At 67.3% G+C, this 13,742-nt stretch carries 11 protein-coding genes; 10 read left to right on the top strand and 1 reads right to left on the bottom strand.

The window, feature by feature from the left end; all coding sequences use genetic code 11:
* The first annotated feature begins 131 nt into the window (after positions 1 to 131).
* The 7 genes from ACO1BU_RS25010 (at position 132) to ACO1BU_RS24980 (ending at position 6,513) form a co-directional block, all read left to right on the top strand.
* Positions 132 to 551, top strand: a complete 420-nt coding sequence (locus ACO1BU_RS25010; RefSeq protein ID WP_424138696.1) for an Hsp20/alpha crystallin family protein — start codon at positions 132 to 134, stop codon at positions 549 to 551.
* 94 nt (positions 552 to 645) lie between these two features.
* Positions 646 to 1,284 carry a hypothetical protein gene (locus ACO1BU_RS25005; protein WP_424138695.1) on the top strand — a complete coding sequence of 213 codons (639 nt, stop codon included), beginning with the start codon at positions 646 to 648 and terminating at the stop codon, positions 1,282 to 1,284.
* A 106-nt stretch (positions 1,285 to 1,390) separates the two neighbouring features.
* Positions 1,391 to 1,735, top strand: coding sequence for a c-type cytochrome (locus ACO1BU_RS25000; protein ID WP_424138694.1), 345 nt, complete (start codon positions 1,391 to 1,393; stop codon positions 1,733 to 1,735).
* A 140-nt stretch (positions 1,736 to 1,875) separates the two neighbouring features.
* The gene (locus ACO1BU_RS24995; protein ID WP_424138693.1) at positions 1,876 to 2,145 is read left to right on the top strand and encodes a hypothetical protein; all 270 of its coding nucleotides are present in this window, start codon (positions 1,876 to 1,878) and stop codon (positions 2,143 to 2,145) included.
* Entirely contained in the window at positions 2,142 to 4,229 is a 2,088-nt protein-coding gene (locus tag ACO1BU_RS24990; protein ID WP_424138692.1) for a glycogen debranching protein, read from the top strand. Before ACO1BU_RS24995 ends, ACO1BU_RS24990 begins: the two co-directional genes overlap by 4 nt.
* Positions 4,230 to 4,246: 17 nt before the next feature.
* Entirely contained in the window at positions 4,247 to 5,935 is a 1,689-nt protein-coding gene (glgP, locus tag ACO1BU_RS24985) for an alpha-glucan family phosphorylase (RefSeq protein ID WP_424138691.1), read from the top strand.
* A gap of 419 nt (positions 5,936 to 6,354) precedes the next feature.
* Positions 6,355 to 6,513: a hypothetical protein gene (locus ACO1BU_RS24980; protein ID WP_424138690.1), complete on the top strand. Its 159-nt coding sequence runs from the start codon at positions 6,355 to 6,357 to the stop codon at positions 6,511 to 6,513.
* A 1,783-nt stretch (positions 6,514 to 8,296) separates the two neighbouring features.
* Here the strand turns inward: ACO1BU_RS24980 and ACO1BU_RS24975 are convergent.
* On the bottom strand, positions 8,297 to 9,136 hold the full coding sequence (locus ACO1BU_RS24975) for a hypothetical protein (RefSeq protein ID WP_424138689.1): 840 nt from the start codon (positions 9,134 to 9,136) through the stop codon (positions 8,297 to 8,299).
* Positions 9,137 to 9,323: 187 nt separating this feature from the next.
* Here ACO1BU_RS24975 and ACO1BU_RS24970 point away from each other — a divergent pair, with 187 nt between their 5' ends.
* From ACO1BU_RS24970 to ACO1BU_RS24960, 3 genes are read left to right on the top strand one after another with little or no spacing between them, the layout of a single operon-like run.
* A complete protein-coding gene (locus tag ACO1BU_RS24970) occupies positions 9,324 to 10,433 on the top strand; it encodes an HlyD family secretion protein (protein WP_424138688.1) in 1,110 nt (369 codons plus the stop codon).
* Complete coding sequence (rbbA, locus tag ACO1BU_RS24965) at positions 10,433 to 13,162, top strand: ribosome-associated ATPase/putative transporter RbbA (protein WP_424138687.1); 2,730 nt, start codon at positions 10,433 to 10,435, stop codon at positions 13,160 to 13,162. The genes ACO1BU_RS24970 and rbbA overlap by 1 nt, the downstream gene beginning before the upstream one ends.
* 5 nt (positions 13,163 to 13,167) lie before the next feature.
* A complete protein-coding gene (locus ACO1BU_RS24960; RefSeq protein ID WP_424138686.1) occupies positions 13,168 to 13,665 on the top strand; it encodes an ABC transporter permease in 498 nt (165 codons plus the stop codon).
* Positions 13,666 to 13,742 lie beyond the last annotated feature (77 nt).

The following is a 13,742-nucleotide window of genomic DNA, read 5'->3' as shown; positions in this document are numbered from 1 at the left end:
CGCTCTTCGCTGGCAGTCAAACTGAAGGGAAAATGACCATGCCCGAGGGTTCGATGATGAACAAGGAGCAGGCGTCCGTGCCGGCCAAGATCGATCCGGCCTGACAGCCTCTGGCGACGCTCCGTGAAGAGATGGACCGGATCTTCGACAACTTCTGGCGCGGCGTCGGCAGCGGCTTGCCGTCCGGCCGCGGCGCTCCTTCGTTCGGGCTCGGCGCGCCGGCCATCGACATGGTCGAGGGCGAGAAGGAGTATCGCCTCACCGCCGAGCTGCCTGGCATCGATACGGCCGACCTTGATCTCTCCCTATCGGGGGACGTCCTCACCATCTCCGGCGAGAAGAATCATGAGCGGGACGAGGAGGCGCAGAACTACTTCTCCTCGGAGCGGAGCTTCGGCTCGTTCCGCCGCAGCCTGCAGCTGCCTCAGAGCGTGGACCGGGAAAAGATCAGCGCGGACTTCAGCAAGGGCGTGCTCACCGTGACCCTGCCGAAGACACCCGAGGCAGCGCAGCAGCCGCGGAAGATTGAGGTCAAGGCAGCCGCCAAGTAGGCGGCCGGCCAGGGCCGGTAGACGTCCGGCTGCTGGATGTCGCACGGGCGCACCCCGCGCGGCATCTGCCGATCCGGGCCCAGAGGAGACGAGCATGGTTGGTATTACCCTGTCGCAGGAGCAGATCCATCGAGCACCACCCGAGGTCCGCCGCTGGCTGCAGCAGGAGGTCGAGAGGACCCTGGGCTGGGCCGGCCCAGCGGAGCCCCCTGCGCATGTGGAGCCGACACGGCTCGTGGGCATCGGGCCGAGGGAGGCCCGGGTGATCCTCTCGCTGATCGAGGGTGCCCTGCCCCTCGTCGCCGTGTTCTTCGAGCTAGGTCGCGACGGCGGCAGGGCGCTGCCGAGCGGACTGCACGTCTTCGGCTTGTTCGACATGACCAGCCATGCGCGACTAGAGAACCCGGCGCAAGTCCTCAACTGCTTGGACATCATCGACAGGGCCATGGCTCAGGTCTCTGGCGGCGCTGGTGGAACCCTCTACGGGGTGGATGACCGAGCGAACTGCTTCGTGGCCGAGGTCACGCATCAGAGCGTGCGACAGCTCTGGCAGGCGCTGCTCGTGGGTGGGGCGTTGAGCCCGGCAGTGGAGCCAACGCCCGTGTCCGGTCAGCGGCAGCCGGCAGCCGACGTCCTGAGGTCCGCCGCGGGACGGATGCAGAGCGACGGGGCGCCCGACCAGCTCCGCTACGCCGAACCTTCAACAGCGCCCGACGGCACCGCGCCGCACTGACAGCCTACCAAGGGCAAATCTCACTGGGGAAGGGCGCATTTCCAGCTTCGCCCCGGCTCCCCGCCCCCTGAACGGGCCCGTGCAACCTGAACTGGAAGGATCGATCATGGCTCGGATGCTACTTGTCTCGCTCGGGCTAGTGCTGGCGGCGATGCAGCCGGGCCAGGCGCAGGGTAGCCTCGGCGACGTGGAGGCGGGGCGGCGTCTGGCCGAGTTGTGGTGCAACAGCTGTCACCTGACCGGCGCTGGGACGCAGGGGCGAGTTGCCGACGCCGCACCGTCCTTCCCCAGCATCGCGCGCATGCCCTCCACGACGGCGCTCTCGCTCCGCGCGTTCCTCCAGACCCCGCATGTCCTGATGCCGAACTACCAGCTGAGCCGCGATGAGCAGGACGACGTGATCGCATACATCTTGAGCCTGAGCGATCGGGCGCGACCGTCGGCGCGCTAGGGAGGAAGCCTGGGCCCCCGGATGCTTGGCGCGCCGAATCGAATCTCACTTCGCCGCTGACCCAGATCAAGGCCCAGACGCGGAGGGCGTGGCCTGATCGGCCTTCTCAAGGGCTCCTGCCACTGCCAGAGGAGGCATTCATGACCTGCGTCACCGAACTCGAGTACCGCGTCCAGCGTGACGAGAAGCACTGGACGGTGTGCTACCAGGGGCAGCACTGCGGGCGCTTCGCCACCCGCGACGAGGCGCTCCGGTCTGCATGGGAGGATGCGGCCCGGGTCCGGAGACTCGGTCATCGCGTGCACGTGCTGCTCCAGGACACCAAGGGGTGCTTCCGGCTGGCTCCGGAGTTAGTCCCCCCCGGCGCACGCCGGAGCACTGCCACGGTGAGCCTGGGCGGCCAAGCTTGAGCGACGCGGCGGCGCCGGAGGGCAGCACGCCTGAGCAGGAGGTCGGGTTCATGCTGGCTTCCCAGCCCCCGGCAAGCGCCGTCGGGGTGGAGCCCGGCGCTCCGCTTCCCCTCGGTGCCACCGAGACGGCCGACGGGGTCAACATCGCGGTCGTGAGCCGCCACGCGATGCGGGTGTCCGTGCTCCTCTTCAGCCCCGCCGGAGACCTCCTACGCAGCGCCGTGCTCGACCCCGACCACCACCGGACCGGCGACGTCTGGCACGTGCGCTTCGTCGGCGCTCTGAGGGGCTACTCCTACGCCCTGCGTGCGGAGGGCCCTTGGGCCCCGGAGGAGGGGCACCGCTTCGACCCGCACGTCTTGTTGCTGGACCCATACGCGAGCGCCGTCACCGGTGCCCTGGTCCCGGGGAAGGCACGGTGCCTGCTCGCCGATCATCGCTTCGACTGGGCTGGCGATCGGCCGCCGAGACATCCATGGCAGAGGACGCTGATCTACGAGACCCATGTGCGAGGCCTCACCATTCATGGGTCGGCCGCCGTCCTGCACGCCGGGCGCTTCCTCGGCGTGGCGGAGATGATCCCCTATCTGCAGGCGCTCGGCGTCACGGCGGTGGAGCTGATGCCTGTCCAAGAAGCGCCTGAAAGTGTCCCGGCTACCCACCTAGGCGCGTTGGCTGTCCCGCCGCTCCGCAACTACTGGGGCTACGACCCCGTCGCGCTTTTCGCCCCTCGCTCGCTTTACGGTAGGGGAGCGCCCGGCGCTGCCGTCACCGAGTTCAAGATGATGGTGCGGGAGTTGCACAGGGCCGGCATCGAGGTCATCCTAGATATCGTCTTCAACCATACGGCCGAGGGCGGCGAGGGAGGTCCCACCTTCTCGTTCCGAGGGCTCGACAATTCGATCTACTACATCCTGCGGCAGGATGGCGGCTACGCAGACTACACCGGCTGCGCGAACACGCTGAACTGCAACCACCCCATCGTCCGCGCCATGCTCATCGACTGCCTGCGCTACTGGGTGACCGAGATGCACGTGGATGGCTTCCGCTTCGACCTGGCTGCGGTGCTAGGGCGCGGCGAGGACGGCGGGCTCCTTCCCAATGCGCCCCTGCTTGAGCAGATCGCCGAGGACCCGGTGCTGCGGGGCACGAAGCTGATCGCGGAGGCCTGGGACGCAGCCGGTGCCTTCGAGCTCGGACGCTTCCCCGGGGACCGCTGGGCGGAGTGGAATGCGCACTACCGGGACGACGTGCGGCGCTTCTGGCGCGGGGACGCCGGGATGACCGCTGCCTTCGCCACCCGGCTTTGTGGAAGCCAGGATCTCTTCGGCGAGGGCGGGCCTGGGTGCCTCGGGCCCTTCCGGAGCGTGAACTTCGTCACCTGCCATGACGGTCCGACACTCAACGACCTCGTCAGCTACGCTCGGCCCCACAACGAAGCGAACGGAGAGCCTGGACAGCGGCAGCCGGAGTCCTGGGGCGAGAACAACGGAGTTGAAGGGCCGAGCACCGACTCCGCGATCGAGGCCATCCGCGCGCGTCAGGTACGCAACCTCCTCACCTCCCTGATGGTCTCACGCGGGACGCCCATGCTGCTGGGCGGAGACGAGTTCCGGCGTACCCAGGGGGGAAACACGAACCCTTGGTGCCAGGACAACGAGACCTCATGGTACGACTGGGGAGAGGCACTCCGGCACGCGGACCTGACGCGCTTCGTGCGCCGCCTGTCGGCGCTGCGGCGGGCCCACCCGGTCCTGTCGGCTGCCCGCTTCTACACCGACACTGAGATTACCTGGCTGGGGCCGGACGGTGGGGTGCCAGACTGGCATGGGCCCCATAACATCGTCGGCTGCCTTGTCCGGGAGCAAGGCGCGACATCTGCGGCGCTCTGCATGCTGTTCAACGCTTCTCGAACGGTATCCAGCCGCTTCATGCTGCCCGCCCCGCCTGCGGGCCAGTGGCGGGTCGCGATCGACACGGCGGCGCCACCACCCTGGGACGCGGCCGACCCGGGCGCCGAGCGGCCAGCGCCGCGTGATCCCGTTCTGATGCCACGCTCCAGCCTCGTCCTCATATCCCGCTGAAGGCCCCTTCCTTGCCGATGCTCGATCCCATCCTTGCACGTACCCGGATCGCCTATCTCTCCATGGAGATTGCCCTCGAGCCAGCGATCCCGACCTACTCGGGAGGCCTCGGGGTACTCGCCGGCGACACGGTGCGCTCCTGCGCGGACCTGGAGTTGCCCATGGTCTTCGTCACGCTCGCGAGCCGGGAAGGGTACCTCCGCCAGTCGATTGGCGGGGATGGGGAGCAGGTGGACGCACCCGATCCCTGGGACCCGGAGAAGCACGCGACGGCCCTCGATGCAGCCGTGGCGGTCCGCATCGAGGGACGCGCTGTCTGGATACGCCCCTGGCTCTACCTCCACAGGTGCCCACATGGTGGCTGCGCCCCCGTCATCCTCCTCGACACCCGGTTGGAAGCAAACGTGCCGGCGGACCGTGGGATCACCGACCGTCTCTACGGCGGTGGCGACGAGCTCCGCCTGAAGCAGGAGGTGGTGTTGGGCATAGGTGGAGAGCGGGTGCTGCGTGCGCTTGGGTTCGAGATCCACACCTGGCACCTAAACGAGGGGCACGCGGCTCTCCTGCCCCTGTCTTTGCTCCGCCGGCACCGTCTCGACGACGCCCAGCTCGGGGTCGGGGCGCTCCGATACGACGTGAACCCCGTGCGCGACGCGTGTGTTTTCACGACCCACACACCCGTCGAGGCCGGACATGACCGCTTCTCCTACGACCTCGCCAGCCGCCTGCTCGGCGACTTCTTCGAGACGGACCAGCTGCGCCTGATCGCCGGGCAGGACGCGCTGAATATGACCCGGCTAGCCCTAAACCTCAGTGGCTGGGTCAACGGCGTGGCGGCCCGGCACGCCGAGACCGCCCGGGGCATGTTCCCTGGCTACCACATCCACGCCGTCACCAACGGCGTGCATGTTCCGACCTGGACGCACCCGGCATTCGCTCGATTGTTCCAGGCCGTCACGCTGGAGTGGGCGCACGATCCCGACGTCCTCTCCCTCATGGACCGGCTGCCGGACGCGGCCGTCTGGGAGGCCCACGAGCAGGCGAAGGCAGAACTCCTGGCCGAAGTGCAGCGGCGTTGCGGCACGAGCCTGCGGCACGACTGGCCGGTCATCGTCTTCTCCCGCAGAATGACGGGCTACAAGCGGCCGGACCTTCTCTTCACCGACCTCGACTGCCTCCGTCGCATCGCGCGCGACCTGCCGTTCCAAGTAGTAGTCGCGGGTAAGGCGCATCCTCGCGACGAGGGCGGAAAGGCGCTGATCCGCGAGTTGCACGCTCACGCACAGGCCCTGGTCGGCGCCGTACCCGTGGTCTTCGTGCCCAACTACGACATGGCGCTGGCGCGGGTGATGGTGGCCGGCGCCGACCTCTGGCTCAACACGCCCATGCCGCCTCTTGAGGCGTCTGGGACCAGCGGCATGAAGGCAGCGCTGAACGGCGTGCCGCAACTGAGCGTACTTGACGGCTGGTGGGTGGAAGCCTGGGATGAGGGTGTCACTGGGTGGGCAATCGGCCGAGATGGGAGCGTGCCGACCGAGCACGCGACGGACCTCTACCAGGCGCTCGAGCGGACGGTGCTGCCGCTTTGGCACCATGACCGGCCGGGCTGGGTCGGCGTAATGAAGCAGGTGATCTGCAGGACGGGCGCGCGCTTCCACAGCCAACGCATGATGCGGCGGTACGCGGCCGAGGCCTACCTGCGTTAGCAGCGGTCCTAGGGCGCCGACCTCCTGGAGCAAGGCTCGAACCCCTCCGCGTAGGAAACAGCATCAGCTGAGCGTCCGTCCTCGCCAACCCTGGCCGGCATCTCTTGGCGGCCGCCCGCGAGGCGGCTGTCGCCGTGGCCGGTTGCACCGCCTCAAGTTCAGACCAAAGATATGCTACCACCTTCTGGCGTGATCTGGATCAGCGCAGCTGCTGGAGAACCGTCTGTATCCTACGAAGAAATGGCGGCGCGCGGTGGTGCAAGGTGGAGCGGCAGCGCCGGTCCACCCAGATCGCGAGATAGCCGCAAGCGACAGGATGCAAGATGAAATCGAGAAACGCTACGGGCCGCCTCAGGGCTTAACTCATCAAGCTGCGTGAGGCCAATGCCAACCGCCCTGACAGCGCTGCCCCGCCTGGCATGTCTGAGGCACGCCATCCCATGCCGCGCCCGATAGCATATGCCGAGGAGGGCCGGGCGGACCGGTCGGAATGGTGGTCGCTCGTCGAGGTGATACTTATCGCCACCGCACTGCTGGTACTGCTTACCTGCCTGCTTACCTGGCTGCTCACCCGCTGACCGATATACTGCCAGCGCACCCTCTGCCCAAGAGGACCAACGACGAGCTCACGCTGGGAGCTGACTTTGAGTGTTAGTTGAGGGGAAGACTGCATTTCAGCTCGCCGCCACTCCGCTCTGCTCTCCACGGCAGGATCCTTCCCGGGGCAGCATGGGGCGTTCTAGTCCGGCACACGCGACAACATCTCGAACCAGGCTCGCAGTGCAGGACCGTCGCCAGGGCCGAAGGGAACTCCCCACATCGGGTGCGGCGGGCGCAAAAGGACGCCGTCCAGGTACTCCGGATTCCGTTTAGCTATCCAGCTAAACGGCGGAGGCTTACTAGGATCGGGCTCCCCACCGAGTGGCTGGGGCGCAACTTGGTGACATTTGACACAGACGCCATATGCAATCTGGCGCCCCGCCTCCAGGTCATCTGCGGCTCCAGCCCATTGAAACGGGCTCACGACGATAAACATCAGTAAGCCAAAAGCGGCGCAGCGGTACATCCCATCCCTCCATATCGTCGGGATGCTAACAATCCGACGACCTAACTTCCTTGATCTGCCTCAGACCCAGCGGCGCGTGGAGAAACTGGGCGGGCCTGCTTGGCAAGCATCCCTTGCTTCGCTCTGTTCCTTGAGGACAGTCACATGAGCAGATCGGAGTGGCTGAGCGAAGTAAAGGATGTCCAAGCGATTACCGCGCCATATCCGCAGAGAGGCGGCCCGGGCAGGCATCGCGCCGACAAAAGGTGCGTGATCAGTGGCAACCTGCTGTACTGCGGTCGGACTGCCGTCGATGGCGCCACCGTAGCACTTGAAAAAGCGGTGCAGTGGTCCGGTTGGAGCCGACACGCCGTGATGAACCTGGAACCAAGCACCACTTCGTTGCAGATCGTCGCGGCCCCTCTCGAGCTATCGCTGAGCAGTGCCACCCACCATGGCAGACGCAATCCGGCCGGCCTTGCCGCGGGCACCAAGCTCCACCCAACGGTTTATGGCAGCTGTCCCCGTCGCCACGAGTGACGCGCCCATATAGCGCCCTCCGGGTCTCCCTACATGGCATCGAGAGCAGCACACGTTTCGTTGTCACTGGTGTGTTGTCGTGCTGACTTCGCATAGTTGAGCCAATACCGGCCTTGGGCCATCCGGTACGAGCGTCGTACCGGCGTCCACGTGGCTCTCGTGAAATTTGTCCGCACTCGCGTCTGTATCAGTCAGATCGGGCAGTTCTGCCCGGTCACTTGAACGTGGTCAGCCATCTGCAATGGATGCGGACCCCTTGCAGGGTCTGGCGTCTCTCACACGCGGGCTCGGAGCGTCAGAGCTGGGCGGCCGCGGGACGGGGGCCGGCAAGTTCGAGCGCATCAAAGATTGTTTCCTCCTGACGAAGCTTCCTCCCCATCGAGCCCAACTCGCTGAGCATGCGTTCGGTCTTTCCTCGTGCTCAGCGCGATGGCTCGGATGCTGTGTCGATCCGGGTGTGCCTAAACCTCCAGCACGATGCCCTCTGACTTCGAGGGGCGGATTCGCGGGCCGCACTGCTCCGTGGCGGAACGCCTCCATGAAGTGGAGGTGGGGCGGAGCACTGTGCATCGCAAGAACCGGATCGAGTGCAGGCTCCACTTGACGGGACGGAAGGAACGACCGTCAGGTCAGGCCCGCGTTCCCATTCGTAGATCGCGGCACGTAGCCGACACGGCTGTTCCTGAACGGCTACACGGGGAGGGCGGGCCGCGTGGTCACGCAGGAGTGCCCAGGCCGCGGCGCGGGCACCTCCCTGCACAGCCACGTACCGCGCCTCAGTGGCTCAGCAGGCAGCACAGATCGGAGTGCTGGAGCAGGTCCCGTGTCATCCCACCGAAGACCCACTCCCGCAGCCGGGCGTGCCCATAGCCGCCAGAGATGATGAGGTCGGCACCCTGCGCCTGAGCCGCCAGTGCAATCTGCGCCCAAACCGTTCTCTCGCGGAGGGCGCAGGCGCTGCCCTCCGCGCCGATCCCATGACGAACGAGGTAACGCGCCACGTCGTTTGCGCGACGGGCAGCATTCTCGATGTCAAGCTCGTCCTCACAGACCTCAAGCACGCTGACCCGCTCGGCGCCGTGGAGCAGCGGCAGCGCGTCCATCACGGCCCGACGGGCCTCCCGCGTCTCCTTCCAGGCGATCAGGACCCGGGAGGCTTCAAGCCTCTCAACTTTGGGTGGAACGAGCAGGATCGGTCGCCCGGCCCGGAGAAGGACGTCCCCGGGGCTGGCCGCGCAGCTGTAGTTGCTGGTCGCTGGCGTCCACTCGCGCCCAAGCACGATGAGATCGGCTGCCCGGGCCTCCCGAGCAAGTGCGTTCGCCGGGAAGTCCGTGAAGGCGCGCCACTCAGCCTTATTTGCCTTAGGGCCGGTCGAAACGAAAAATCGCTTCTCGGCCGCGCGCAGTTCGTGCTGCAGGTCCTCCGTCTCGATATCAATCAGCACCGCCGCGGCGCTGCCGTCTCCCATGGGGTCCACTGGAAGGTTGATGCAGCCTGCACCGAGACCGATGAGGTGCGCGTCTAAACGCTCCGCTAGGTCGGCGGCGAGGGCGAGGCGCGCGGACGCGCCTTCCTCCGTTGTCACGTGCACCATGACGCTCTTGTAGCCGCGCATTGGGGGTCAACCTCCTCGTGTCCGCCCACACGGCGGCCTGCTCGGGACGACGAGAGCAGCGACTGTGGGCAGGCGCGCTGATGCAGATCAGCGCGCCGGCGCGAGCCGGCCGGCAGGATGCATGGAACGACTCCTGACGTTGGACCGTGGCTCAAGGCCGGGTCTTTCAGTGCAAGCCGAGGGTACTGTGGCTGACGATGACACCATGCAGGCGACGCAGAGCGCGCCGACGGGAACCTCGGTGGCACTGGTTGCGGAGCACCCCGTCCTCCTGGCCCCGCGCGGGAGCGGCCCGAACCCGCGTCGTGCGCGCCGGTGGCTGGCTGGCATTGCCCTCCTGATCGTTACCCTGAGCGGAGGTGCGGCCGCGCTGTGGCACTGGTGGCAGGAGCGACAGGCGCAACTTCCGCCCGGCATCGCGGCGGGAAATGGGCGCATTGAGGCCGAGCCGGTGGACGTGGCGGCCAAGACCGCGGGCCGCCTCTCGGCAGTCCTCGCCGAGGAGGGCGACATGGTTCGTGCCGGCCAGGTACTGGCCCGCATGGACACCAGGGAGATCGAGGCGGCCCGTCGCCAGGCTGAGGCACAGATGCGGCAAGCCCAGCGCGCACTGGATGCCCGGCGGTCTGCGGCCGCGCAGCAGCACACCCACCTCCAGCTTGCCCAGGCCGAGTTCGAGCGGACGCGTAGCCTGCTCCAGGGCGGCTTCGCAACGCGCCAGGCCATGGACCAGCGCACCAGTGCCCGGGACGGCGCGGCCGCGGCGCTGAACACGGCGGTCGCACAGATCGGCGAGGCCGAGCAGGCGGTGGAGGCCGCACGCGCCGCGATCGAGCGCCTGGACGCAGAGCTGGCGGACAGCCTCCTTACCGCACCCCGGGACGGGCGTGTCCAGTACAAGCTCACCAATGCCGGGGAAGTGCTTGGCGCCGGCGGCCGGGTGCTGACGCTGATCGACGTCACGGACGTCTCCATGTCCATCTTCCTCCCCACCGAGCAGGCCGGGCGCGTGGCGCCGGGGGCGGAGGCGCGGATTGTGCTTGACGCGCTGCCGGGGGTGGTCATCCCCGCGCATGCGACCTTCCTATCGCCCCGCGCGCAGTTCACCCCCAAGGCGGTGGAGACGCGCTCCGAGCGCGAGCGGCTGATGTTCCGCGTCAAGCTCCGGATCGACCCGGCGCTGCTCCGCGCCCACGCGGAGGAGGTCCGGACGGGCCTGCCGGGCATGGGCTACGTCCGGCTGGATCCTGAGACCGCATGGCCCGCCTGGCTGCAAACCACCAAGGAGGGGCGCTGATGCGAGCGAGGCGGGGCATTGCGTCGCTCGCCGAAGTGACGCAGCGCTACGGGCAGGTTACGGCGCTTGACGCGGTGACGCTCGAACTGCCGGCCGGGGGCCTCGTGGGACTCGTGGGCCCGGACGGCGCCGGGAAATCGACCCTGCTCTCTCTCGTTGCCGGGGCCCGGCGGATTCAGGCCGGGCAGTTGCAGGTGCTCGGGGGTGATATGCGGAGGCAGGACCACCGGAACGCCGTTTGCGCGCGCATCGCCTTTATGCCGCAGGGCCTTGGGCGAAACCTCTACCCTGACCTCAGCGTGCGGGAGAACGTCGACTTTTTCGGCCGCCTCTTCGGGCTATCGCAGGTTGAGCGCGCGGCGCGAGTCCAGGAGCTTCTCCGGAGTACGGGGCTCGCGCCTTTTCGGGACCGGCCGGCCCGCAAGCTTTCCGGCGGTATGAAGCAGAAGCTCGGCCTTTGCTGCGCCCTGATCCACGACCCGGATCTGCTGATCCTTGACGAGCCAACCACCGGCGTCGATCCGCTCTCCCGGCGGCAGTTCTGGGAACTGGTCGGGCGGATGCAGCGGCGGCGGCCGAGACTGAGCGTGGTCGTGGCAACGGCCGCCATGGAGGAGGCGGCGGGGTTCGACTGGCTCGCCGCGATGGACGGCGGGCGGATTCTCGCGACGGGAGCGCCCGCCGCGCTGCTGGAGCGCACGGGCTGCACGACGCTGGAGGATGCCTTCATCGCCCTGCTGCCCGAGCCGCGTCGCGCCGGGCACCGCCGCGTGGTGATCCCACCTCGGCCCGCCCAGGACGGGGCGGCGCCCGCTATTGAGGCTAAAGGACTGACGCGCCGGTTCGGCGATTTCACGGCCGTTGACCATGTCAGCCTGCGGGTGCAGCGGGGAGAGATCTTCGGGTTCATCGGCTCGAACGGCTGCGGCAAGACGACGACGATGAAGATGCTGACCGGTCTTCTGCCCGCCACGGAGGGCGAGGCCCGGCTCTTCGGCCAGCCCGTGCGGGCGGGCGACCTCGAGACGCGCCGCCGGGTCGGCTACATGTCGCAGGGCTTCGCGCTCTACGGTGAGCTGTCCGTGCGCCAGAACCTCGTACTTTCCGCACGCCTCTTCGGCCTCTCCTCCAAAACGGCACGGCTGCGGATCAAGGCGCTGGAGGCACAGTTCGGCCTGGCGGAGCACATGGAAACGTCAGCAGGCGGCCTGCCGCTCGGCATCCGGCAACGGCTCTCGTTGGCCGTCGCGGTGCTGCACGAGCCCGAGATGCTGATTCTCGACGAGCCGACCTCAGGCGTCGACCCGGTTGCCCGGGACAACTTCTGGGAGTTGCTTGCCGACCTGGCGCGGCGTCAGGGCGTCACGGTCTTCATCTCGACTCACTTCATGAATGAGGCGGCGCGGTGTGACCGCGTGTCATTAATGCATGCGGGCCGGGTCCTCGCCACGGGGTCCCCCTCCAGCCTCCTCCAGGCCAGGGGCGCGGCGACTCTGGAGGAGGCCTTTGTCGGCTATCTTTCCGACGCCGCGGCGGGCGACGGACTCCCCGCTGTCGAGGAGCCCACGCCTGCCGTACCAGGACCGCAGGGCAGGGGCCTGCCCTGGCCCATCGGACTCCGCCGCTTGGCTGCGCAGGCCCACCGCGAGGCCCTGGAGCTATTGAGGGATCGGGTCCGGCTCGCCTTCGCGCTGCTGGGCACGGCCTTGCTGATGCTTATCTTCGGCTTTGGCATCACCATGGACGTGGAGGGGCTCAGCTTCGCCGTATTGGACCTCGACCAAACTCCCGAAAGCCGGGCCTATGTGAGAGAGTTCGAGGCGAGCCGCTACTTCGTGGTTCGGCCGCCGATCAACAACGAGGCGGAGATGGAGCGTCGGATGCAGGCAGGCGAGCTCCGCCTCGCCCTAGAGATCCCGCCGCGCTTCGGGCGTGACCTCGTGAGTGGACATCGCCCAGAGGTCGCGGCCTGGGTCGACGGGGCGATGACCTTCCGCGCGGAGACCGTGAAGGGCTACGTGCAGGGGGTGCATGAGGGCTTCCTGGCCGACTGGGCAGCGCGGCACGGGACGCCCGCTCCCGCCGCGGCATCCATTGAGACCCGGTTTCGCTACAACCAGGACTTCCGCAGCCTCTACGCCATGGTGCCCGGCGTCATCATGCTGCTGCTGATGTGTATCCCCGCCATCCTCATGGCGCTGGCCGTGGTTAGGGAGAAGGAGCTCGGCTCGATCGCCAATCTCTATGTAACCCCGACGCGCCGGGCTGAGTTCCTGGTTGGCAAGCAGATCCCCTACATTATTCTGGCCATGCTCAACTTCGCCGGCCTGACCCTCACGGCCGTCCTGGTCTTTGGGGTGCCGATCAAGGGCAGCCTGCTCGCCCTCAGCCTCGGCGCACTCCTCTACGTCACCGCCGCCACGGGAATCGGGCTGCTGGTCTCGGCGTTCACCTCTACGCAGATAGCCGCACTCTTCGGGACCGCCATCTTGACCATGGTTCCAGCGACCCAGTTCTCGGGAATGGTCGTCCCAACCTCGGCACTGTCCGGGGCCGGCTCGGTCATCGGGGCGATATTCCCCTCCACCTACTTCATGGCCGTGAGCGTCGGCACCTTCACCAAGGCGCTGGGGCTCCAAGACCTAGCCGCTCCGCTGCTCACCCTGGCCGGCTTCGTGCCGGTACTGACTGTGCTCAGCATCCTCGCCCTTCGCAAGCAGGAGAGGTGATTGCCGTGCAGCGCCTCAGGAACATACTCTGGCTTGGCCTGAAGGAGCTCCGGAGCTTGGCCTCCGACCTCTTCCTGCTCGGGTTCGTGATCTACTCCTTCTCCCTCGCGGTCTATTCCCAGGCGACCGGCATCTCGCACGAGCTCCGCAATGCCTCAATCGCAATCGTGGACGAGGACCACTCGGCACTGTCGAGACGCTTTGCGGAAGCCTTCCTGCCGCCCTTTTTCAGGACGCCGGGCCTCATCACGCAGGATGAGGTGGATTCCCGGATGGACGGGGGACGGGACACCTTCGTGCTGGACATTCCTCCGAACTTCCAGGCAGACCTGCTCGCCGGGCGACGCCCGGTGGTTCAGATCAACGTGGACGCGACGGCGATGATGCAGGCTGGCATCGGCGCCTCCTACATCCAGCAGATTCTGGCAGATGAGATGGCAGCCTTCTTGGGCTCTAGTGGGTCACTTGCCTCGGACTGTGCCATACTGGCTGCTTCCGGATGACGAGGTGACCCATGTCACGGCGACAGGGGGATCCGCTCCGCCTACTGAGCGAAGCGGAGCGGACATTGCTCTCACGG

Source organism: Roseomonas chloroacetimidivorans (genome assembly GCF_049629625.1).
Taxonomy (GTDB): Bacteria; Pseudomonadota; Alphaproteobacteria; order Acetobacterales; family Acetobacteraceae; genus Roseomonas; species Roseomonas chloroacetimidivorans.
This window is presented reverse-complemented; position numbering and strand designations above follow the sequence as displayed.